Raw genomic sequence first — 22,679 nt, forward strand, 5'->3', positions numbered from 1 at the left:
ACCTTATTATTTATCTTTTTTCAGACCTAAACCCGTAGCAGCTGAAATTAAGGAGAAAAGCGGCGAGAATAAGCTGAAGAAAGTGTAGGGCAGAAAGTCGCTTACTGCTAAACCTAAAGTTCCGGCAGCGAATGAACCGGCAACCGCCCAAGGCACAAGATAGTTAATGACACTACCGCCATCTTCCAAAGCGCGACTCAAAGTTAAACCGGAAATATGCTGTTGCTTATAAATAGCCTTGAAAGCCCGACCGGGCAAAATGATGGAAAGATATTGTTCGCCTACCAATAAATTAATGGCTATACTGCTGCAAATTGTCAGCAGGACTAAAGGAAAAGTTCTTTTAATTTTCCGACTTAAAGGTGTCAGAGCACTTTGAATGATGGCAAAATGCATCAGCAGACCGCCCAAGGCCAAAGTTGTGATAATCAAAGCCACGGTGTTCATCATGGAGGCAATTCCGCCTCTTGTCAAAAGCGCATTTAAAGCTGCATCCGGCGTAGCGGCAACATAACCGTTGCTGATCAATTGAATAATTGCCGTGAGAGAAATTGTCGGTTCCTGGACAATAATCAAAATCACGGTCAGAAAAATATTGCCGAAAAGAGTGGGAATAGCCGGAATCTTAAGGCGAGCGCAGATAAACATCAGCAGAATCGGCAGCAAAGTCAGGTATGAGAGGGAAAAATCAGACTGTAAAGCTGATATTGTTCCCTGCAGAGCGTGGAAAGAGATATTACTGTTCTGATTAAAAATAGTATAGAGGATAAGGGAGACTAGAAAAGCCGGCACAGTCGACCAAAGCATATTTTTGACATGCGCAAACAGTTCACTTTCCGCTACGGCGGCTGCTAAATTGGTAGAATCGGACAGAGGCGACATTTTATCACCGAAGACGGCCCCTGAAATGATGGCGCCGGCCACCAGACCGGGATTAATTTTCAGACTTATGCCTATGCCGAATAAAGCGATACCGACGGTAGAGATTGTCGTAAAACCGGAACCGATGGCAACGCCGATAATTGAACAGACCAAAAATACCGAAGGAAGGAAAAAATTACCGCTGATCAGACGAAAACCGAGATACATGATCGTGGGAATGGTGCCGCTTTTGATCCAGAGACTGATTAAAGCGCCGATGAGTAGAAAAATAAATATAGGAATTATAGCTACACTGATTCCGTCTTTGATAGCTGTATCAATTTCCTGCCAGGCGAAATGTTTGAATTTGGCCCAGATAATCAGTAATCCGATTGTGAACATAATCGGTACGGTGGGCTGCAAACGCAGATTAATTACACTGATACTTAGCAGCAGAAGCAGAACTGCCAAAATAACAATCGCTTCCCAAAAACTTACTTTCTGTTTCATAATATGCATCCTGTTGTCATCTAATAATTGCTGTAAGTATAATACAAAATATATATTGTAGTAACTTTAATGACTACAAAATATTAATATATAAGGAGAATAATTATGATTATAGTTTATGGTATGGAAAGTTGTCCCGATTGTCGCAAAGTTAAGCAAGTTATAGCAGCAGACGGTCGCTATGATTATCGTGATATCGGTGTTGATGTGCATAATTTGCGGGATTTTTTGCAATTGCGCGATCATAATCCGGTTTTTTCCGCCGTCAAAGCTGCCGGTTCTGTCGGTATTCCCTGCTTTCTTATGGAAGACGGCAGTGTCAGTCTGAAGTTACCTGCCTGCAAGTCGACTGAAGCTACGCAAGTCAAGACAAAAAATTCTACCGCAGCTTGCAGCCTGAACGGTCAAGGCTGTTAAGTAAGTCGTTAATGAAAATCTGTGTCGCAAGGCACGGAAAAATACAATATGTTGTGCTAACCTTTTCTTTGTTCGAGAATAAATCCTTTATTTTGTGCCGAAAGCTGTCGCTGCCGTTGGCGCTGCAGCTGAGTTTTCCACAGTAAAGGAGGCTAAGAAAAGGTGAAAAATGAAAACTGATTATTATCTTAATTCGCAAACGCCGGTGGAATATGCTTTTCACGACAAAGGCAAGGGTTTAAGAGCTGTTAACTGGAATAGAATCAGCGATGAGAAGGATCTGGAAGTTTGGAACAGAATAACCCAAAATTTCTGGTTACCCGAGAATATTCCCGTTTCCAACGACCTTCCTTCCTGGCAGCAGTTGAGCGCTGATTGGCAGCAATTAATTGTTAGAACGTTTACCGGTTTAACCTTGCTGGATACTGTCCAGGCGACAGTCGGCGATGTCGCTCAAATCAAGAATTCTTTGACAGATATTGAAGGAGCGATTTATGCTAATTTCGCCTTTATGGTGGCGGTGCATGCCCGTTCTTACGGTACGATATTTTCAACCCTCTGTTCCAGCGAGCAGATTAATGCCGCCCATGAATGGGTAGTGAATAATGCCAAGCTGCAAGCTCGAGCTTTGGCTCTCATACCTTATTACACTCAGGATGATCCTTTGAAATCGAAAGTTGCAGCCGCTTTGATGCCGGGATTCTTGCTGTATGGCGGTTTTTATCTACCTTTTTATTTGGCTTCACGTTCTAAATTACCGAATACTGCCGATATTATCCGCTTAATTTTGCGCGATAAAGTTATTCATAACTATTACAGTGGCTACAAGTATCAACAGAAGGTCAAATTATTAAGTACGGAGAAGCAAAAAGAAATGCAAAAATTCGTTTTCGATTTGCTTTATCACTTAATTGATTTGGAGAAGGATTATCTGCAGGATTTATATCAAGGATTTGATTTGGCAGGAGAAGCAATTAATTTCAGTATTTATAATGCCGGAAAGTTCCTCCAGAATCTCGGATACGATTCGCCGTTCAGCGAGCAGGAAACTTATATTACGCCGGAAGTCTTTGCTCAATTATCAGCCAGAGCGGACGAAAATCATGACTTTTTCTCCGGCAGCGGTTCTTCTTATATTATCGGAACCAGTGAAGAAACAACAGATGAGGATTGGGAGTTTTAGTATGCAGCCGTTAATTGTCTATTTTTCCAGCAAATCGAACAATACACATCGTTTTGTGCAAAAGCTTGATTTGCCGAATATTCGTATACCGGCGGATGAGCCGATTAAAGTGACAGCCGATTATGTTTTAGTTGTTCCCACTTATTCCGGCGGTCAGAAAAAAGCAGGGAAGCTTGATTTGCGCGGTGCTGTACCGAAAGAAGTAATTCATTTTTTGAATGAAGAGGAGAACAGACGGCATTGCCTGGCGGTAATTTCTTCCGGTAATACCAATTTCGGTGACAGCTACGCTATAGCCGGTCCGATTTTGGCAAGTAAATTACAAGTGCCGCTATTATATCAATTTGAATTACTCGGGACTAAAGAAGATGTAGCCAGAGTAAAACGCTTAGTTAATTACACCTTTGAGAAGCAGGAGCAGACACAAAATGCATGAACATCAGGACGCTTATATTTCTTTAAACGCTTTGAGCAAATTCAAAGATCGTCAGGGACATTATCATTTCGATGCCGATAAAGAAGCCGTTAAACTTTATTTGCAGGCGGTAATCGAACCGAAAAAGCATAAATTTGCCGATCGGGCCACGAAATTGGATTATTTGATTGCCCACAATTATTACGATAAACAGTTGTTGGAACGTTATGACCGCGCCTTTGTTTTGGCTTTATTCGCTGAAGCGGAAGCTTATAATTTTACCTTCGCCGGTTTGATGGGAGCACTGAAATTTTATAGTTCCTATGCTTTGATGAGCGACGATAAGCAGGAATATTTTGAGGATTTTGCCGATCGGGCAGTGATGAATGCCCTGTTTTTGGCTGACGGAGAAGAAAAAGCGGCCCGTGCCGTTTTACGGGAAATAATGAGTCAACGTTTTCAGCCGGCTACTCCCACCTTTTTGAATGCCGGCAAGGCCAGAAGAGGCGAGTATGTTTCCTGCTACTTATTGCGTTTGGAAGATTCGATGGAATCAATCGGCAGGGCTGTAGCGACATCTTTGCAATTGTCCAAGCGCGGCGGCGGCGTAGCTTTATGTCTAACAAATTTAAGAGAAACGGGAGCGCCGATCAAAGGCATGAGCAATCAGGCCTCAGGTGTAGTGCCGGTGATGAAACTGTTGGAAGATTCTTTTTCCTATGCCAATCAATTGGGGCAAAGACAGGGCGCCGGAGCGGTATATCTGCAGGCACATCACAAGGATATTTTACAATTTCTCGATACGAAACGGGAGAATGCCGATGAAAAAGTGCGGATAAAATCTTTGTCTTTAGGTGTAGTGATTCCGGATATTACTTTTGAATTAGCTAAGGCCAACAAAGATATGGCGTTATTTTCGCCGTATGAAATTCAACAAGTGTACGGAAAGCCGATGAGTGATATTTCAATTACCGCAGAATACGAAAATTTGTTGCATAATCCGGCCATTCATAAAACTTATATTTCCGCCCGACGTTTCTTTCAAACTATCGCCGAATTGCATTTTGAATCAGGCTATCCTTATATTCTGTTTGAGGATACCGTTAACGCGAAAAATCCTCAGAAAAATCTGGGACGAATCTGTATGTCCAATTTGTGTTCCGAAATTGCCCAAGTTTCTACCGCCAGTACATATGAAGAGGATTTGACCTTTAAAACGGTCGGTCAGGATATTTGCTGTAATTTGGGCTCATTAAACATTGCCGCAGTGATGGAAAATGCAGTTAATATGGCGGAAACTGTGGACGTTGCTGTCCAAGCTTTGGATACAGTGGCCCACAATACCGATCTTAATTGCGCGCCTTCAGTGAAGGAAGGTAACAGCCGTAATCACGCTATCGGCTTAGGAGCTATGAATTTGCACGGATTTTTGGCGCAAAACAGTATCTATTATGATTCTCCGGCAGCTGTGGAGTTTACGGATATTTTCTTTTATACATTAGCTTATTATGCTTTCTCAGCTTCCAACAAGTTGGCCAAAAAACGAGGAGCATTTGCCGGCTTTGCTCAGACGTCTTATGCCGACGGTTCTTATTTTTCGCAATATGTGCAGGCGGATAAAGAAGTGCAAAATCCGCAAGTTAAGGCTTTGTTGGCCAAGTATAATTTGCAAATTCCGACAGCGGAAAAATGGCGCAAGCTGGTAGCTGCCATTAAAACTGACGGTTTGGCCAATTCGCATTTGTTGGCAGTTGCTCCGACCGGTTCAATTTCTTATTTGACTTCCTGTACTCCGAGTTTACAAGCTGCCGTTTCGCCGGTAGAAGTACGCAAAGAAGGGAAAACAGGGCGGGTTTATGTGCCGGCTTACAGAATAAGTGCCGATAATTACAAGTACTACGAGAAAGGTGCTTATGAAGTGGGAGCTGAAGCGATAATTGATATTGCCGCCGCGGCTGCTAAGCATGTGGATCAGGCTGTATCGCTGACTTTGTTTATGACCGATAAATCAAGCACCAGAGACTTGAATAAGGCGTATATTTATGCTTTCAAAAAGGGCTGTCCGTCAATTTATTATGTCAGAATCAGACAGGAAGTACTTCCGGGCAGTGAGCATCTGGAGGATGATGCCATTATTGATACGCTCAATACCTGTCAGTCGTGCATGATTTAATATGCTTGTTCAGCAGTCGTCATCCGTGGTAAAATTTAACTATGGTTAAATTTGTGACAATTAATCTGCAATTTTCCGGTTGCAAGAAGAGGTTGATATGTATAAGAAATTTTTAGCATTGTTGACGACTGCTTTTTTATTAAGTTCCTTACTTGGTGCCTGCAGCCGGCGAACGCCGACTTTAACTAATTTTCAGGGCCAAAGAATTTATCAAATAATGACTGACAGATTTTATGACGGCGATCCGGGCAATAATGCTACAGGTGCAGCTTTTACTTATTCTGAAGATAAGCTCGAAGATTTTCTCTTAATGCACGGCGGTGACTGGCAGGGAATTATCGACAAACTTGATTATATAAAAGGCATGGGTTATACAGCTATTTGGATTTCGCCTATTTCCGATCCCCAGCTTTGGAGCTGTCCGGATGCAAACGGGAAACAGATGCCCACAGCTTACCACGGTTATCATACTTACGATCCTTATCGTGCCAATCGCTACTTCGGTGCAGAAGATCCCGATGCAAGTAAAGCCAAATTGAAAGAACTTGTAGATAAATGCCATCAGGCGGGTTTACGGGTGATATTCGATGTTGTGCCGAATCACGTCGGCGACTATATCAAAGGGGTAGGAAAAGATGCCCATTACTCTCAATCTTCCTCCGTCCTCCCGGGAACTCAGTTGCAGCCGGTTGCGCCTTTTAATAACCTTAATTGGTATCACAATTTAGGACCGATTGACTGGTCCAAAGAAAGACCGCATAACGAAAGCTCCGATAAAATGTTGTTCACCCATGATTTAGGCGAGCTGGACGATATTAATTATGATGTGCCGGAAGCTAAAGCGGCCATGTTCAAATCTATAAAATATTGGTTCGATTATTGTCATGCCGATGCTGCCAGAGTTGACGCCGTTAAATGTCTGCGCCCGGAAATTTGCGGCGAATTGGAAAAATATTTAGCAGTTCCGACTTTCGGTGAGAATTTCGATTCCAGTCCTAAGTTTATATCCCGGTGGTTGGGCCAAGACAGAGAGACGGGAATGCTTGATTTTCCTTTATTCATGGCAATCGTCGATTGCTTTGCGCAGGGTAAAAATTTCAGTATCATGCGTGATTTGTTCGCTAAGGACCATTATTACGGCGACCATATTAACGATATGGTGACATTCATTGATAATCACGATCGCAATCGTTTCCTGACAGAAGCGCATAACCAAGTACCGCGCCTGCAAAACGCTTTGGCTTTCCTCTTTACAGTCAGAGGTGTTCCTTGTGTTTTCCAGGGCACGGAACAGAATCGCGGCAATGCCGACGGCAAAATTATGAGCGGCGGGATGCCGGATATTTGGAATCGCTGGTGCATGGTTACTAAGGATCGGGACGGCAAGGTTATTCATGATTATTTCCGGACAGATACCGATACTTACAAATTGGTTGCAGCTTTGAATAAGTTACGGGCCGGTGAAAGAGCTTTAAGCTGCGGTAAACAGACGGAATTACTTGTAGAGAACAATGTTTATGCTTTTTCCCGTCAAACTGATAAGCCGCAGGAGGAGATTATTTGCGCTTTCAATAATAGTGATAAAGTCCGGGAGGTTGAAGTGCCGTTAGCGGATAAAAGTAAGCTTACTGCCGGCGCAGAACTGCAAAATGTTTTCGCACCTGAGGAAAAAGTTAAAGTAAGCGACAGCGGTGTGCAAATTAATTTGCCGCCGCAGGGATACAAGATTTATCGTTTGTCCAGGTAGGTGGAAATGGCTGAAAATCGTATTATGTTACCGGCAATTTTACCGCCGGAGTTGAAATTACAAGTCAAAAGACGCAGTGTCTGTCGCCATTTGCAACTTAAAATTTCTAATGTCGCATACGTCTTGACTTTAACTGCTCCGCTGAAATGTCCGGTGCGGCAGATTAATGCTTTTCTGCAGGCGGAGGCTGAAAATATTTTAAGTTTTTTGCAAAAATCCGGACCGGCACGGGAGAACTATCTTAAATTATTGCAAAATAAGGAAGTGTTTTATCTTTTCGGTCAGGAATGCAAACGTTATGTTGTCCGCCAAGCTTCTAAAACGGCAGCAGAAGTGAAGCAGGAGGCTGAAACTTATACTTTTTATGTGCCGCAAGCTTGGACACAGGAAGCTGTCGCTACTTTTATGCATAATTATTTTCGCCGGCTGCTCATGCAAAAAATTGCAGATTTACGTCCTGAGCTGGAAACCCGTTTGGGTCTGACCGCTTCTTATCATATTCGGCGGATGAAAACGCGCTGGGGAACTTGCAATGTCGCCAAGGCGAAAATCAATATTAATAGTGACCTGTTACTTTTTCCCGTATCATGTCTGGAATATGTTATGTGCCATGAATTGCTGCATCTGAAAGAACGGCGGCACAATCGGCATTTTTATGAACTTTTAACTGAATATTGCCCAGATTGGCGCGCGTCCGCTGAGATTTTGTGCAAACGACACTATCTCTGTCTGCTTGATAATTTATAATGCAGATGAAAAATACCTGAAATAATTGTTAAATACACGTTTTTCCTACCTTTTTCAAGCGGCTTAGACTCGTTTCAGACTGCTTCAAATGTCCTCCTTCCGTTAAAATATCAGGGGTTTATTACCCTAATAATTATTTTAAGTGAGGCAGCCATGCGAAAAATCAATCATTGTTCTTCTATTATCCGGAAATTTACTCGGAAATTACTACCTTGTTTATTAATTTCCTTATTTTTATTATTTAATTTTCTTTTCTTGCCGTTAGCGCCGGCCGCTGCCAATAATGATGTCGTTTTTAAAGATGCTAATTTTAAGGATGCAGTTTTGCAGATGTTGCGTAATCAGAACATATTAACTGAATTGGATACAGAAATAAGCAAGGAAAGAGCCGCCAATCTGACTAAACTGACGCTTGAAAATGTCAATATTGCAAGTTTGGAGGATATCGGTAATTTCCCGAATCTTAGAATATTGCAAATCAAAGAAAGCCGTATCAGCGACTTAAGTCCTTTACAAAAACTCGTTTTTTTACGTTCCTTAAATATACAAAATAGTCAAATAAGCAATTTGCAGCCGCTTCAGACCGTTGACACTTTAACTTATTTAAATTTAAGCCATAATCAGATCAGCGATCTTACGCCGCTTGCACAATTGACGAGTTTAACGGAACTATATCTGGCCGATAATAAAATTAAGGATATTTCTGCTTTGGCGAATTTAGCGGAATTGACGGAATTGGATTTAGCCGGCAATAACTTGTCCGATTTAACGCCGCTTGCCGCTATTACCGCTAATTTAGGCAGCCTGATTCTGAATAACAATAATTGGACGTATAAAGCCGAAAAACGGGAGATAGACTTACCTTTTAAAGTAAAAAATAGCGATCAGATTAAATTAAGTATTGCGGCTGCAGAGGCTGCAGACAAAGATAAGGTCGAAATTACGGGCACGAAAATTAAACTGCTGAATTTGCAGGGCAAAACTTCTTTAGAGCTGCAATATACTTCCACTATCGGCGGACGGGAAAATTATCGCAAAAAACAGGAATTCACTTATCAGGGAACGATTACTTTAGATGTCACGGCAATTAAAACTGCGAGAAAATATGCCGCCGATCCCCAAATGCCCTTCGGACAAACGAGAAGTGAATTTGATGAATACGGCAATGAGATTGTTTATAAAGGAACTGCAAGTGTCAGCAGTGAGATTACCGTACCGCATGTTAGCTTGCCGGATAAAGAGAATTTTATTGTTAAAAAGGGGCGGGACGGCAAGAAACAACGTATTAAAACTTACACTGTCAATCCGTTGAACGGAGATATTACGGAAACTGTCAGTGAAAAAGAAATAGTAAGTGCAGTGGACGATACTTACGAGAAAAAAGAAATGGCCACGCCGGATACGCAAGCGAATCCGCAACCTAATAACCCGCAGCCGGGCGCGCCGCAGCCGGATCAAAGCGATTCGTCGGCAACTCAGTCGAATAATCAGCCGGCCACACCGCCGAATACCCAAGCGAAACCGCAGCCGAACCAACAACCGAACCTGCAACCGAACAAGCAGCAGGCAGGCACACAGAAAACGAATCAAAGTACTTCGCCGGCAGCCGCCGATCAAGCAAATCTTGATGTACCTAAAAAGTCGGAGCAACAAATAATCTCTTCGCCGTCTGCATCTTCTTGGCAGCCGAAACGTAAATTACCGGCAAACCCCGTCGGCAAGAGCGGCGAAAAGCAACAAAGTCGTACAGCAGCAGGCCTGATAATATTAATATCGGTACTTGGTATATTAATTGCAACCGGAAAATTACCCATTGTCCGTCGTAAGTGCTAAACTTAAGAATAAGTTAAAGCAACGAAGGAGCTGATTTTTAGTATGAACAGTATTTTTCACCGTGTCAGTGTCAGAAAATTTCAGGAAAAAGAAGTTGAATCCGATAAATTGGAGTTGATTTTACGTGCCGGCATGCAGGCACCTTCAGCTTACAATTTACAGCCGTGGGAATTTTACGTCGTGAGAAATCGGGAAGTAATTAATGAACTGTCGCAGGTCAGCAAACATTTACCCTGTGCCAAAAATGCTCCGCTGGTCATAGTTTCAGTTTACAGAGAAAATGTCAGAGTACCGCAATACAACCACATCAACTTAAGCATTGCGATGGAAAATATGTGGCTGGAAGCCGACAGCTTAGGCTTGGGCGCAGTCTGGTTGGGCGTCTGTCCTTTTGAGGAAAACATGTTGAAAGTCGATCAGATTCTGCATCTGCCCCAAGGACTGCGGACTTTCGCTTTATTAGCTGTAGGCTATCCTTTGACTGAACCGAAAGCACAACAGGATCGTTTCCAACCGGAACGAATTCATTACGTTGATTAGTTAAGAGAGTAGAGAATATATATGAAGAAATTAGATTTGGCTGCTTATATCGACCACACACTTTTACGCCCGACAGCGACAAAGAAGGATATTATCAATTTATGTAACGAAGCGAAAAAATATCACTTTGCCTCCGTTTGTGTCAATCCCTGTTACACTTCTCTGGTAGCGCAGCAGCTTACCGGCAGCGATGTTTGTACCTGTTGCGTTATTTCTTTCCCGTTCGGGGCCGATCCTACGGCAAGCAAGGTTTTTGCTGCTCGGCAGGCGCTAAGCGACGGTGCACAGGAAATAGATATGGTGATTAATATCGGAGCAGCTTTAGAGAAAGAATATCAATTTGTGCAGGATGAGATTGCCCAAGTGGTCAAGGCGGCTTTACCGGCCAAAGTAAAAGTAATATTGGAAACTTGTTATTTTACGCCGGAAGAAATTAAACAGCTCTGTTTGGCAGCTCAGGCAGCCGGAGCAGCCTTTGTGAAAACTTCTACCGGTTACGGAAAAGGCGGAGCTACGACGGCAGACGTAAAATTGATGCGCTCGACTGTAGGTGCAAGCATGGGCGTAAAAGCCAGCGGTGGAATCAGAGACAGAGAGACTGCCGAAGCTATGATCGAAGCGGGAGCGAATCGCTTGGGCACAAGCAGCGGAACATCTTTAATCTAGTTTTATATGTTACAATAGTTAAACTTCAAGATTGGAGGTGCCTATGAGATTTTGGTCACAAATTTGCGACAATTACTACTTGGGTATAGCTTTGCTTGCCTGGTTTATTGCCCAACTTTTGAAAATCTTTATTGACGGCTGGCGTTACCGCAAGTTTGACTTAAAAAAAATAGTCAGCAGCGGCGGTATGCCCAGTTCTCATGCAGCTACAGTTTGTGCTCTGGCCAACAGTGTCGGATTGAATTTGGGTTATAACTCGGTGCAGTTTGCCACTTGTGCCGTAGTAGCGATAATAGTAATGTATGACGCCTCCGGTGTCCGCAGAGAAACAGGTAAACAGGCACGCTTGCTCAATTTACTTTTGTCCAGTGATGCTTTTGCTTTTGACGGCTTGGACAGCTTTGATGAAACTCTGAAAGAATTAGTGGGCCATACGCCGTTACAAGTGTTTATGGGAGCGGTATTGGGCTGCCTTATTGCCTATATTTTGCGTATGTATTGAGAAAGAATGCGATATGAGAATTTTGGGTATTGACCCCGGTTATGCAATATGCGGTTACGGTGTTTTGGATTATGATGAAAATAACGCCGGCTTTCAAGTCGTCGATTACGGTACTTTTCAAAGTCGGGAAGGCACGGCTTTCGCTGAACGGATTTTGATTATCTATGAAGGTATCAGACAAATTATTAAACTCTATCAACCGCAAGTTATGGCTATTGAAGAATTGTTTTTCAGTCGCAATACCACAACGGCTATTGCCACCGGTCAGGCTCGCGGTGTTTTAATTTTAGCTGCAGCTCAAACGCGTTTGCCGGTTTACGAATACAAGCCCGTGCAGGTCAAAAAAGCTGTTACCGGTTACGGCAGAGCGGATAAAAAACAGGTGCAACTGATGGTCCAAACCATTCTTAAACTGGATGAATTACCGGAACCGGATGATGCGGCGGATGCTTTAGCCTTAGCTATCTGCCAGGCATACACAGGTCCCAGACCTGATTTCAAGCTGAAGGGTGCCTACAATTACGATTATTCATTGTTTGAATAGCAGAAAGGAACTTTATGTACGCATACTTATCGGGAAAGATAACTGAAATTTATCAGGAACAAGTATTTCTGGAAGTAAATAATATTGCATATGCTGTCAATGTCGGCAAAAATTTACAGGAAAAATGGCAGAAAGAATTGGCAGCCGGACAGACTTTAGAGGTCAAAATTTATACAACTTTGATAGTGCGGGAAGATGCTCAAATGCTTTACGGTTTTGCCGACCGGCAAAGTAAACAGCTGTTTGAATTATTACTGAGTATTCCGCGTTTCGGCGCCAAATTGAGTTTGGCCGTTGTCGACAATATTAAAGCGGAAAACTTGCTCGCCTGCGTATTGACACAGGATACGAAGGAACTTGTGAAAATTAAAGGCCTGGGCGCTAAAGTGGCGCAAAGACTGCTTTTGGAACTTAATAACAAGTTAAATAAATTACAGGCAGCTTCAGGTGACGTTAAAATCACGGAATCTTCGCATAATTCCGGGGAAACTTGCGATTTACCGTCGTCCTTACGGGAACCTGCAAGTGATTTAACGGCCGACAAACTGAGTAAAAGTCCGGCGAAACAGAAGTATGATGATTTATTGGCAGCTTTGATGGTGCTTAATTTTTCTTTGCATGAAAGTAAACAAATGCTAAAATTAAGTTTCCGACCGGAATTGACGCTGGAGGAGAATTTACGCTTAGCTTTGCAGACCCGTTAAATAGACAGAAGGAGGACTTATGGCTGATAACCGTGATATTTCAGGGAATTACGACTTACCGGATACTTTACCCGAATTAATAAAATCAAGTTATTTGGCGAATAATAAATCCAACGTAACGAATAAAGTTAATTCGCCCGCCCGTCCGCAGGACAGTATGAAGAATCGCACCTATAATCAGATGCAGACGGACGAAAATACTTTGATCAGTCGTAATAAACAACTGAATGACAATGATGAAAATCAATTGCGCCCTTTAGCTTGGAAAGAATATTACGGTCAAAGTAAAGTCAAAGAGAAGTTACAGATTTATATTAAGGCGGCGAAGCAAAGGCAGGAGTGTCTGGATCATGTCCTTCTATATGGCCCTCCGGGTTTGGGTAAAACCACTTTGGCAGGAATAATTGCCAAAGAAATGCAGGCCAATTTAAGAATTACCAGCGGACCGGCGATCGAAAAAGCCGGAGACTTGGCAGCCTTGTTAACTTCCCTGAAAGCGGGAGATATTTTATTTATTGATGAAATTCATCGACTCAGTCGGCAGGTGGAAGAAGTTCTTTATCCTGCAATCGAGGACTTTTCGCTGGATGTGATTATCGGCAAAGGACCGGGAGCCAGATCGATCAGACTTGATTTACCCAAGTTTACTTTGATCGGAGCAACTACCAGAGCCGGATTATTGTCCGCCCCGCTTAGAGATCGCTTCGGCGTCATTGAACAGCTGCAACTTTATCAACCGGAAGAATTAGCTGAAATTATCAGCCGAGCGGCAGCTATTTTACACTTGAATATAGATGAAGAAGGGAAGATGAACATAGCTAAACGTTCGCGCGGCACACCGCGTATTGCTTTACGCCTGCTGAAAAGAGTCAGAGATTTTGCGCAAATTATGAGTGACGGTTTAATCAGCGCCGAAATCAGCGACTATGCTTTGGAAAAATTGGAAATCGACAAGTTGGGACTGGATAAAACGGACTTACGTCTGCTCAATATTATGGCCCTCAATTATGCCGGCGGACCTGTAGGTCTGGAAACTTTGGCAGCCGCCTTAAATGAGGACAGCAGCACGATTGAAGATGTCAATGAACCTTATTTGATGCAAATCGGTTTTTTGGCCAAAACTATGCGCGGTCGGGTTTTAACGGAGCCGGCTTGGAAATACCTGGGTCTAAGTGCGCCGGAAAAATCCAAGCTTAATCGTCAACTGCCTTTAGAGACTGCAGGTGATTGTGATGCCTGATTTATATCAAGAATATGAGTTGACTTATGAGCAGGTACTGGCTCGCTGCCCTGAGCGCAAACCTAAAATTTTGCTGCATGTTTGCTGTGCTCCGTGCGGCGAATATCCTTATGTCAAATTATTGCAGGAAGGCTTCGAAGTTAAGGTTCTGTTTTATAATCCTAATATCCATCCCTTGGAAGAATGGCAATTACGCAAGCATAATGTTGAGATTTTCAGCCATTTGCACCATGTTGACTGTTCTTATGACGATACTTATTTAGAGAGTAACTGGCGGAATATATCAAGTAAATATCAGGAAGACCACTGCCGGATGTGCTACCAGATGCGTCTGGATTTTGCGGCTGAAGCGGCCCTGAAATTCGGCTGTGATACATTTACAACTTCTTTATTCGTCAGCCCGTGGCAGCGGCATGAAATGCTGAAAATCAGCGCGCGTGTCTCGGGGAAGAAATTACATGTGCCTTATTATTATGAGGATTTTCGTGTCGGCTATCGCCAAGGGCAGCAAATGGCGCGGGAAGACGGCTTATATCGTCAACGTTATTGCGGCTGTATTTTTTCCTTGGGCGAAAGTAAATACAGCGACAAAATAATTAAGGACCATCTGCCTTCCATCAGCAAAGCGGATATTCCGCATCGCTATCTCAGAGAGACGGGAGAACTTGTGCCTGTACGTTAATCTTCGCCGTTAGCAGGTGCAGCCGTTAATTTGAGTATTTCCGGGCTTTGAGCTTGTACTCTCAAGGACTTATAGTTATTGTAATAAACTAAACCGGCTTTAGCTCCCGGCGCTTTCTTAAGCTTGCCTGCCTGACAGTAATCGACTGTTACACTTTCCAAATTTGTCTGTTGAAACAAACGGCGTTCTTTCTCCGACCTTGAATACCAGGCGCACAATGCCGCCGCTTCCGCCAGTGTTCTTGGCGGTAATTCAGCTTCAGGACAATGATTTGTCAGGATTAATACATGGCAACCGGGTGCTTTTTGCAAGTGCAGCCAAATATCGTCGCTTGCCGCCAGTTTGAGACTGAGATAATCGTTTTGTTTCGCATTACGGCCGATCAATATTCTATAATTATCCGAGCTGTTGAAAGAGATAAAGTCGTTTTTGCGCGGCAATTTGTCGCCGTTTTGCTTATTGCCGTTCTGTTTTCCCTTCTTGTTTGCTTCCGTCAATTTCAATTTGCGTGCCATTAATAAACGCTTATGTGTCTGCGGCTTTCCCGGCTGATTATTTTCCGCTTTGAAGTTCTCCTTTTCGTTTGAACCTCTGTCGTTGCTTCCGGCAGCCTGCAATTCCGCTTGCAAAACACTGAGATCGGCAAGACTTTCAGCATTCAGTAAGTTGATTTTCAACTCGCCCAGATAGCGGCAATTAGCTTGCATTCCGCTTATTAATTTCTGCACGAAGAGCAGACGGTTTTTCTTCCGCGTATAATTTTTATAGTAAAGTTTGGCATTATCCTGCGCATTTTTGTCGCCTCGCAGAAGCACGGTAATCTCAGGTTCCTGCAAAATATCCCGCAGCTTGAGTTGTTCATTTTCCGGCAAATTGAAAGTGAGCATTTCCTCATTCAAGTCCGACGGTAAAGCCGCCTGATAATAATTACAAACATTCAGAGCTTCCGTTGCGGCGCTGAATTTATGCTGCAAAAAAGCGTTGACTTGAGGTACGGCTGCCAGAATTAAATTACCTTTAATTTTATCGAGGACAAAATCGTAGCTTGTCCGCATTTCCTCAGCATAAGTCAATAATTTTTGCTGAAATTTATCTAATAACTTATCCACAGTGCGTAAAAGATATTGCTGTTTTTGACTGAAAGCGGAATTGAATGAAGCTTCCTGCCGGGCGGCAATAATAGCGGCCGAGAAAGTAGTGAAACTTTTTTGCGCCGTTTGCGGAAATTGCGGCAACGGTAAAATGCTTAAATAATTGGCAGTCGAATTTTTCTGCACTACGGTCGGAATGACGGCCTTACTTTTGATAATATCGCTGAATTCGGCTAAAGAAGCGGCCAAAATTCGGGAACTTGCAGGAGCGGATAAAGTACTTAGTAAAGTTGTCGGCGGTAAAGAAGCTGATAGACAAATTTTTTCAGCTGACAGCGGCGATAGGGCTGTAAACTTTTGCAAAATGAACTTCTTAACTGTAGAACCGGCGTTAAGCGCCCAATCTTCCTCAAGATAAGCTGCTATTTCCGCGGCATTCCTGAAACTCAAAAGGTTCCGTTTACCTTTTTGCTGCGGTGGGGCAACATAGGGCCGTAAAGGTAAAAGCTCTCTTTTGCTGTTGTGTCGACTGTCCACATGATAAAGACAATCTTTGATAATATCGTTTTCGGTCAGAATCAAATTACTGTATCGGCCCATAAGTTCAATAATTAATTTGTATGAAACCGAGTCGAAATAACTGTTTTTGGCGACAATATTTAATACTGCGTAGCGTTCGAAGTCCGGGCAGGTAATGTTTATTATTTCACCGTTGGCCAGATATTTGCGCAAAAACATGCAAAAATTCGGAGCGGTGGCCGGGGATTGAAAATTATTGTCGGTCAAATAAAGCGCCGGATTGTTTTTCGCAACGTCGATAAGCAATCGTTTGTCCCCCTGATTTTGTCCTTTGCGTAAACGCAGGGTAAAAACAAAGAGGCTGTCGGTCAGTTGAACGATTTTAGCGATTCGACTGTTTTGAATTTCCGCATTAATTTCTTCCGTCAGGAAGTGCATACTCATGCCGTCTATTACCATATAGCAAAATTCCTTCTTAATTTGTCAGTTCTCATTCACAAACAGTTAACAATAGCTGAAAGCGGCCGATAAACCCCGAAAATTCGGGGAATTTCGCCGAAGCTAGAACTGTCGATCGTGATATAGAGAATTCAGTCCGCCTGTCAAAGTTAAAGCCCTGAATCCTTTATCTCTCAGTATTTTAGCAGCAATTGACGAACGATTACCGCTGTTACAATAAACAATAATTAAATTAGCCGGTGAAAGTGCATAATCGGCTTGCAACTGTAGCTGAATCAGCGGAATGTTAATAGCCCCGTTTACGTGAAAATCCGCCCATTCCGAGGCATTTCTCACATCCAGCAAAGTAAGCCCGCTTTGGCCGCAGGCGCTTAATTCGGCGGCTGTAATTTCATAATGCGACCGCGCTGCTTTTTCATATAATAATTGTAATTTATCCGGCATGTTGTTACCTCTTTATCTTGATTATTGCAGCAATTTTCAAGCTTCGGCAAAAATGAATTTGATGATTATTATCAAATCTTTTGTTAATTTTGACGAATAAAGTTCAAAAAGTGCTTACCAATTATTTTATGCTCTTTTTGCACATAGTGCTACAATAGACAACGAGTTAAAGCTCAAATATTGCTAAGGCAAAATAACAGACTTAAAGAAATCGAGGTTTTTAAGTTATGAACACATTGAAGAGAAAAGCAACAGCTTTAGGTTTAAGTTTCTTGGTAGCAGCTACAACATTGTACGCTTGCTCTCCTAAGACAACAAAGGATGTCAAGACAACAACTAAGGCAGCTGTAACAACAGCCAAGGAATCCAAGAAGGCTGATAAGACAGAGAAGAAGACAGAGAAGAAGACTGAGAAGACAACAGCTAAGGATACAAAGAAAGCTGATAAGACAGACAAGAATGCTAAGACAACAACTAAGGCTACAACAGCAGCAGCCAAGAAGTGAGTTTCAGTAATCTGATTATTCTTTTCTTTATAAAAAAGACCGGCTCTTTTGGGGCATTCATTTAGGGATTCAATTCCTAAAAAAATATCGGCGTAATCGGTAGTATTACCGGCTACGCCGATTTTATTTATGGGGTGGAATATCAACTGCACCTATGTAATTCCGCTGTATCCATTCTAAATTACAGGCAAAAGAAAAAGCCGACTTTTTAACCTGTCTTAAAAGTTTTTTGACCTTCTACTTGTTATCCACGGCGGAGGATAGAAAAATATGAATTTATGATATGATTATGCCATATAACTGAATGGATACATAAGGAAAGGATGAATAATATAATGGCTCTTGATACTAAAAAAGAACAGGAACGTGACGAACTTCACCGTGCTATATGGGCAATTGCCGATGAACTTCGTGGTGCAGTAGATGGCTGGGACTTTAAGAACTATGTGCTTGGCACTATGTTCTATAGATATATTTCTGAAAACATTACTAACTACATTAACGCAGGTGAAATTGAAGCCGGCAATACTGAATTCGATTACGCACAGATGTCTGACGCTGATGCGGAAGAAGCAAGACAGAGTCTTGTTGAAGAAAAAGGCTTCTTTATCCTTCCGTCAGAACTTTTCTGTAATGTTAGAGCAAAAGCTGAAGATGATGAAAACCTTAATGAAACACTTGAAAATGCATTCCGTCACATTGAAGAATCGGCTAAAGGCAGCGAATCAGAATCAGACTTTGCAGGTCTTTTTGATGACTTTGATGTAAACAGTAATAAGCTTGGTTCTACAGTAGCAAAGAGAAACGAAAAGCTCTGCAAGCTTCTTGATGGTGTGGCTGATATGAATCTTGGTGATGTTAAGAACCACGATATTGATGCATTCGGTGATGCTTATGAATATCTCATGACAATGTACGCATCAAATGCAGGTAAATCAGGTGGTGAGTTCTTTACTCCTGCTGATGTATCAGAACTTCTTACAAGACTTGGTACAGTTGGTAAAACTGAAATTAATAAGGTTTATGACCCTGCCTGTGGTTCAGGTTCGCTGCTTTTAAAGGCAGAAAAAGTACTTGGCAGAGATAAGATTCGTAATGGTTTCTATGGACAGGAAATCAATATCACAACCTACAACCTTTGCCGTATCAATATGTTCTTACATGATATTGGCTTTGATAAATTCAATATCGCTTGTGAAGATACACTTATTGCGCCTGCACATTGGGATGATGAGCCTTTTGAACTGATTGTCTCAAATCCTCCATATTCTATTAAATGGGCCGGTGATGATAATCCATTACTTATCAATGACCCTCGTTTTGCACCTGCCGGTGTTCTTGCTCCAAAGAGTAAAGCAGATTTAGCTTTTATTATGCACAGTCTTTCCTGGCTTGCATCAAATGGAACGGCTGCAATTGTATGCTTTCCGGGTATTATGTACCGTGGTGGTGCAGAACAGAAAATCCGTCAGTATCTGATTGATAACAACTATGTTGACTGTATTATCCAGTTACCTTCCAATCTTTTCTTCGGTACATCAATCGCCACCTGCATTATGGTCATGAAGAAAAATAAGATGGATAACCGTACTCTCTTTATTGATGCAAGCAATGAGTGTGTAAAAGTTACCAACAACAATAAGTTGACGTCCGAGAATATAGACAGAATCGTTGATATCTTTACAAAACGTGAGGAAGTAGAACACATTGCTCACCTTGCTTCTTACGATGAAGTAAAAGAAAATGGCTTTAATCTTTCGGTATCTACTTATGTGGAAGCAGAAGATACAAAAGAAAAAATCGATATTGTAAAGCTCAATGCCGAGATTAAAGAAATTGTTGCGCGTGAGCAGGTTCTTCGTGATGAGATTGACAAAATCATTGGAGAAATCGAGGTGGGATGATGAAAAAGGACAGGCGTGAAATCAACATCCTTCGTTCCTCCGCTGCGGAGTATCTGACATTTGTTGCCTCCACAGGCGCAGACGAAAAGAGCATAGAGATGCGTTACGAAGATGAAAATATCTGGCTGACGCAAAAAATGATGGCTACTTTATATGATGTGGATGTGCGAACCATCAATGACCATATTAAAAAAATATATTCCGATTCAGAATTGGAGCAATCAGCAACTATCCGAAAATATCGGATAGTTCAAACGGAAGGTTCCCGTCAGGTTGCCCGTGAAGTAAATCATTATAATCTGCAAATGATTATTTCAGTTGGCTTCAAGGTGAATAACGAGCGGGCTGTGCAGTTTAGAAAATGGGCAAACCAAATTGTAAAAGATTATACCATTCAGGGTTGGGTTATGGACGATGACCGTCTGAAAAACAGCGGAACGGTGCTGACAAAAGAATATTTTGAAAAGCAGCTGGAAAAAATCCGTGAGATTCGCCTTTCAGAACGAAAATTTTATCAGAAAATTACCGACATTTATGCCACAGCTTTGGATTACGACCCTACCGCAGCGACTACAAAACGCTTTTTTTCGGCGGTACAAAATAAATTGCATTACAGTGTTCACGGGCAAACGGCAGCAGAGGTTGTCTACAACCGAGCAAATGCGGAAAAGGAACACATGGGGCTTACCACATGGGACGGTTCGCCCAAAAGTAAAATTCATGCCTATGATGTTGTGGTAGCGAAAAATTATTTGACCGAAAAGGAGCTTTTCCAGTTGGGACGCTTAGTTTCGGCATATCTGGATTTTGCAGAAGCACAGGCAGAGCGTCACATCCCGATGACAATGGCGGATTGGGAAGAACGGCTGAATGGTTTTTTGAAGGTTTGGGATAGAGATGTATTGCAGGATGCCGGGAAAATATCCGCAGAGCTGGCAAAAAGTCATGCTCTGAGCGAATTTGAAAAATACCGCATCGTACAGGATCGGTTGTATCAAAGCGACTTCGACAGGATATTGTTGGAGGATGCATCGCAGGGCCTGCCGGAAACGATTGCAAAAGAACCCGGGAAGGATGATGGGGACAAATGAGCAGATTAGATGAATTGATTCAGGAGTTGTGTCCTGATGGAGTCAATTACAAAACGATAGCTAGTTGTACCATTAAAAATGATAATATTAAATGGAAAAACACTAATGGAGAAGAATACGAGTACATTGATTTGTCATCCGTAGATAGAGATACTCATCAGATTACAGAAACGCAGACAATAAGTTCTTATACTGCACCAAGTAGAGCACAACAAATTATTAATAGTGGAGATATATTGTTTGGTGCGACTCGACCAATGCTCAAGAGATATTGCATGGTTGACGGTACTTATGATAATCAAATATGTAGCACCGGATTTACAGTATTACGCGCCGATGAGAATGTTGTATTACGTAGATGGTTGTATCATATAATCGCATCTAATGATTTCTTTGCATATGTAGAACAAAATCAAAAGGGAGCTAGTTATCCTGCTATATCAGATAAACTTGTAAAAGAGTATATGCTCCCTGTACCTCCTCTGGAGGTACAACGTGAAATAGTCCGTATTTTGGACAATTTCACGGAGCTTACAGCAGAGCTTACAGCAGAGCTTACAGCAGAGCTTACAGCTCGCAAGAAACAGTATGAATTTTATCGGGATGATTTGCTTAAATTTGACAATGATATACAAATGGTTAAGTTGGGCGAATTATGTAAAATCACAAGGGGAATACGTGTCACAAGAAGTGAGCTTAATGGCGATAGGGGATATCCTGTTTATCAGAACAGCTTAACCCCTATGGGTTATTATAATCAATCAAATAGGAAAGCCAATACATCTTTTGTAATTAGTGCAGGTGCTGCGGGTGATATAGGCTATAGCACCGAAGATTATTGGGCAGCAGATGATTGTCTAACTTTCGAGTGCCCTAGTAGTTTAAATGATAGATTTTTGTATCATTTTTTTAAAACAAAGCAGGAGTATTTATATTCTCGTGTAAGAAAAGCCAGTATACCAAGGTTATCCCGTGAAGTGCTAGAAAAATTGGAAATTCCCTTTCTCCCAATCGAAATACAAAATCGATTAGTGAGCGTATTAGACAACTTCGACGCCATCTGCTCTGACCTCAACATCGGTCTTCCGGCTGAGATTGAAGCACGGCAAAAACAATACGAATATTATCGTGATGCACTCTTGACATACGCAGCAACAGGCAAGATAATCCTTGACAGACAGACAGACAGACAGACAGACAGACAGACAGACAGACAGACAGACAGACAGACAGACAGACAGACAAGCAATAATTAGGCTTATTCAGTATGTCTTTGGTTATGCTCCTGTTAAACTGGATGAAATTGCAACGATTATCCGTGGAGGCAATTTTCAAAAGAAGGATTTTGCCGAACACGGAAAACCTTGCATCCATTACGGTCAGATGTACACACACTTTGGAGTTTATGCATATAAAACTTTAACATTTGTGAATGATGAAGTATTTGCAAAGTCAAAGACTGCAAAACCGGGAGATATTGTTATGGCGGTTACAAGCGAAAATGTTGAAGATGTTTGCTCTTGTACTGCATGGCTTGGCGATGAAGAAATTGCTATCAGTGGACATACGGCAATCATTAGTCATAATCAGAATGCTAAATATATGTCTTACTTTTTCCATTCAGCTTCTTTCTTTGAACAAAAGAAACGATTAGCACATGGTACAAAGGTAATTGAAGTAACACCAAGCAAATTAGGTAGCATTGAAATAATGTTGCCGACTATGGCAGAACAAGAAAGAATTGTGTCTATCCTCGACCGATTCGATGCTCTCTGCTCTGACCTCAACATCGGTCTACCGGCCGAGATTGAAGCACGTCAAAAACAATACGAATACTATAGAGATAAACTGCTCCATTTCCCTCTAAAAAGGATGCGTGAGCCGATGACAAAATAAATACG

At 42.1% G+C, this 22,679-nt stretch carries 22 protein-coding genes; 19 read left to right on the forward strand and 3 right to left on the reverse strand.

The annotated features are described in order from the left end of the window. Nucleotides 1–6 precede the first annotated feature (6 nt). On the reverse strand, nucleotides 7–1,371 hold the full coding sequence (nhaC, locus tag PYS60_RS02730) for a Na+/H+ antiporter NhaC (protein ID WP_315570638.1): 1,365 nt from the start codon (nucleotides 1,369–1,371) through the stop codon (nucleotides 7–9). 105 nt (nucleotides 1,372–1,476) lie between these two features. Between nhaC and PYS60_RS02735 the strand changes: the two genes are divergently transcribed. The 14 genes from PYS60_RS02735 to PYS60_RS02800 all read left to right on the forward strand — a co-directional run bounded on the left by PYS60_RS02735 (nucleotide 1,477) and on the right by PYS60_RS02800 (nucleotide 14,764). Continuing rightward, nucleotides 1,477–1,788 carry a glutaredoxin-related protein gene (locus PYS60_RS02735; RefSeq protein WP_315570639.1) on the forward strand — a complete coding sequence of 104 codons (312 nt, stop codon included), beginning with the start codon at nucleotides 1,477–1,479 and terminating at the stop codon, nucleotides 1,786–1,788. Between the two features lie 169 nt (nucleotides 1,789–1,957). Continuing rightward, the gene (nrdF, locus tag PYS60_RS02740; protein WP_315570640.1) at nucleotides 1,958–2,971 is read left to right on the forward strand and encodes a class 1b ribonucleoside-diphosphate reductase subunit beta; all 1,014 of its coding nucleotides are present in this window, start codon (nucleotides 1,958–1,960) and stop codon (nucleotides 2,969–2,971) included. 1 nt (nucleotide 2,972) lies between these two features. Next, nucleotides 2,973–3,407: a class Ib ribonucleoside-diphosphate reductase assembly flavoprotein NrdI gene (nrdI, locus tag PYS60_RS02745; RefSeq protein ID WP_315570642.1), complete on the forward strand. Its 435-nt coding sequence runs from the start codon at nucleotides 2,973–2,975 to the stop codon at nucleotides 3,405–3,407. After that, a complete protein-coding gene (gene nrdE / locus PYS60_RS02750) occupies nucleotides 3,400–5,559 on the forward strand; it encodes a class 1b ribonucleoside-diphosphate reductase subunit alpha (protein WP_315570644.1) in 2,160 nt (719 codons plus the stop codon). The genes nrdI and nrdE overlap by 8 nt, the downstream gene beginning before the upstream one ends. Before the next feature lie 97 nt (nucleotides 5,560–5,656). After that, entirely contained in the window at nucleotides 5,657–7,306 is a 1,650-nt protein-coding gene (locus PYS60_RS02755; RefSeq protein WP_315570646.1) for an alpha-amylase family glycosyl hydrolase, read from the forward strand. A 6-nt stretch (nucleotides 7,307–7,312) separates the two neighbouring features. Further along, on the forward strand, nucleotides 7,313–8,053 hold the full coding sequence (locus PYS60_RS02760) for a M48 family metallopeptidase (protein ID WP_315570648.1): 741 nt from the start codon (nucleotides 7,313–7,315) through the stop codon (nucleotides 8,051–8,053). A gap of 153 nt (nucleotides 8,054–8,206) precedes the next feature. Further along, complete coding sequence (locus PYS60_RS02765; RefSeq protein ID WP_315570650.1) at nucleotides 8,207–9,886, forward strand: leucine-rich repeat domain-containing protein; 1,680 nt, start codon at nucleotides 8,207–8,209, stop codon at nucleotides 9,884–9,886. A gap of 42 nt (nucleotides 9,887–9,928) precedes the next feature. After that, nucleotides 9,929–10,426, forward strand: coding sequence for a nitroreductase family protein (locus PYS60_RS02770; protein ID WP_315570652.1), 498 nt, complete (start codon nucleotides 9,929–9,931; stop codon nucleotides 10,424–10,426). Between the two features lie 21 nt (nucleotides 10,427–10,447). Next, complete coding sequence (gene deoC / locus PYS60_RS02775) at nucleotides 10,448–11,092, forward strand: deoxyribose-phosphate aldolase (RefSeq protein ID WP_315570653.1); 645 nt, start codon at nucleotides 10,448–10,450, stop codon at nucleotides 11,090–11,092. 43 nt (nucleotides 11,093–11,135) lie between these two features. Next, nucleotides 11,136–11,594, forward strand: coding sequence for a divergent PAP2 family protein (locus PYS60_RS02780; RefSeq protein WP_315570655.1), 459 nt, complete (start codon nucleotides 11,136–11,138; stop codon nucleotides 11,592–11,594). Between the two features lie 13 nt (nucleotides 11,595–11,607). After that, entirely contained in the window at nucleotides 11,608–12,138 is a 531-nt protein-coding gene (gene ruvC, locus PYS60_RS02785) for a crossover junction endodeoxyribonuclease RuvC (RefSeq protein WP_315570656.1), read from the forward strand. 14 nt (nucleotides 12,139–12,152) lie between these two features. Beyond that, nucleotides 12,153–12,842, forward strand: coding sequence for a Holliday junction branch migration protein RuvA (ruvA, locus tag PYS60_RS02790; RefSeq protein WP_315570658.1), 690 nt, complete (start codon nucleotides 12,153–12,155; stop codon nucleotides 12,840–12,842). A 181-nt stretch (nucleotides 12,843–13,023) separates the two neighbouring features. Continuing rightward, the gene (gene ruvB / locus PYS60_RS02795; RefSeq protein WP_315570822.1) at nucleotides 13,024–14,082 is read left to right on the forward strand and encodes a Holliday junction branch migration DNA helicase RuvB; all 1,059 of its coding nucleotides are present in this window, start codon (nucleotides 13,024–13,026) and stop codon (nucleotides 14,080–14,082) included. After that, nucleotides 14,075–14,764, forward strand: a complete 690-nt coding sequence (locus tag PYS60_RS02800) for an epoxyqueuosine reductase QueH (protein ID WP_315570659.1) — start codon at nucleotides 14,075–14,077, stop codon at nucleotides 14,762–14,764. The genes ruvB and PYS60_RS02800 overlap by 8 nt, the downstream gene beginning before the upstream one ends. On the opposite strand, the gene PYS60_RS02805 is transcribed toward PYS60_RS02800, so the two are convergent. Beyond that, nucleotides 14,761–16,833: an Rqc2 family fibronectin-binding protein gene (locus PYS60_RS02805; RefSeq protein WP_315570661.1), complete on the reverse strand. Its 2,073-nt coding sequence runs from the start codon at nucleotides 16,831–16,833 to the stop codon at nucleotides 14,761–14,763. The two genes, PYS60_RS02800 and PYS60_RS02805, sit on opposite strands and share 4 nt — an antisense overlap. A 102-nt stretch (nucleotides 16,834–16,935) precedes the next feature. Continuing rightward, nucleotides 16,936–17,277: a rhodanese-like domain-containing protein gene (locus tag PYS60_RS02810; RefSeq protein WP_315570663.1), complete on the reverse strand. Its 342-nt coding sequence runs from the start codon at nucleotides 17,275–17,277 to the stop codon at nucleotides 16,936–16,938. A gap of 227 nt (nucleotides 17,278–17,504) precedes the next feature. Between PYS60_RS02810 and PYS60_RS02815 the strand changes: the two genes are divergently transcribed. From PYS60_RS02815 to PYS60_RS02835, 5 genes are all read left to right on the forward strand, one after another. Further along, complete coding sequence (locus tag PYS60_RS02815) at nucleotides 17,505–17,783, forward strand: hypothetical protein (RefSeq protein ID WP_315570665.1); 279 nt, start codon at nucleotides 17,505–17,507, stop codon at nucleotides 17,781–17,783. Nucleotides 17,784–18,106: 323 nt separating this feature from the next. Then, the gene (locus PYS60_RS02820; RefSeq protein WP_390866543.1) at nucleotides 18,107–19,687 is read left to right on the forward strand and encodes a type I restriction-modification system subunit M; all 1,581 of its coding nucleotides are present in this window, start codon (nucleotides 18,107–18,109) and stop codon (nucleotides 19,685–19,687) included. Continuing rightward, a complete protein-coding gene (locus PYS60_RS02825; protein ID WP_315570826.1) occupies nucleotides 19,687–20,778 on the forward strand; it encodes a virulence RhuM family protein in 1,092 nt (363 codons plus the stop codon). The genes PYS60_RS02820 and PYS60_RS02825 overlap by 1 nt, the downstream gene beginning before the upstream one ends. Continuing rightward, the gene (locus PYS60_RS02830; RefSeq protein ID WP_315570667.1) at nucleotides 20,775–22,034 is read left to right on the forward strand and encodes a restriction endonuclease subunit S; all 1,260 of its coding nucleotides are present in this window, start codon (nucleotides 20,775–20,777) and stop codon (nucleotides 22,032–22,034) included. The genes PYS60_RS02825 and PYS60_RS02830 overlap by 4 nt, the downstream gene beginning before the upstream one ends. After that, nucleotides 21,949–22,674 (forward strand): restriction endonuclease subunit S, encoded by a 726-nt coding sequence (locus PYS60_RS02835; RefSeq protein WP_315570669.1) that lies wholly within the window; start codon nucleotides 21,949–21,951, stop codon nucleotides 22,672–22,674. Before PYS60_RS02830 ends, PYS60_RS02835 begins: the two co-directional genes overlap by 86 nt. Nucleotides 22,675–22,679 lie beyond the last annotated feature (5 nt).

The organism is Amygdalobacter indicium (assembly GCF_029101545.1).
GTDB classification, from domain to species: Bacteria; Bacillota; Clostridia; order Saccharofermentanales; family Fastidiosipilaceae; genus Amygdalobacter; species Amygdalobacter indicium.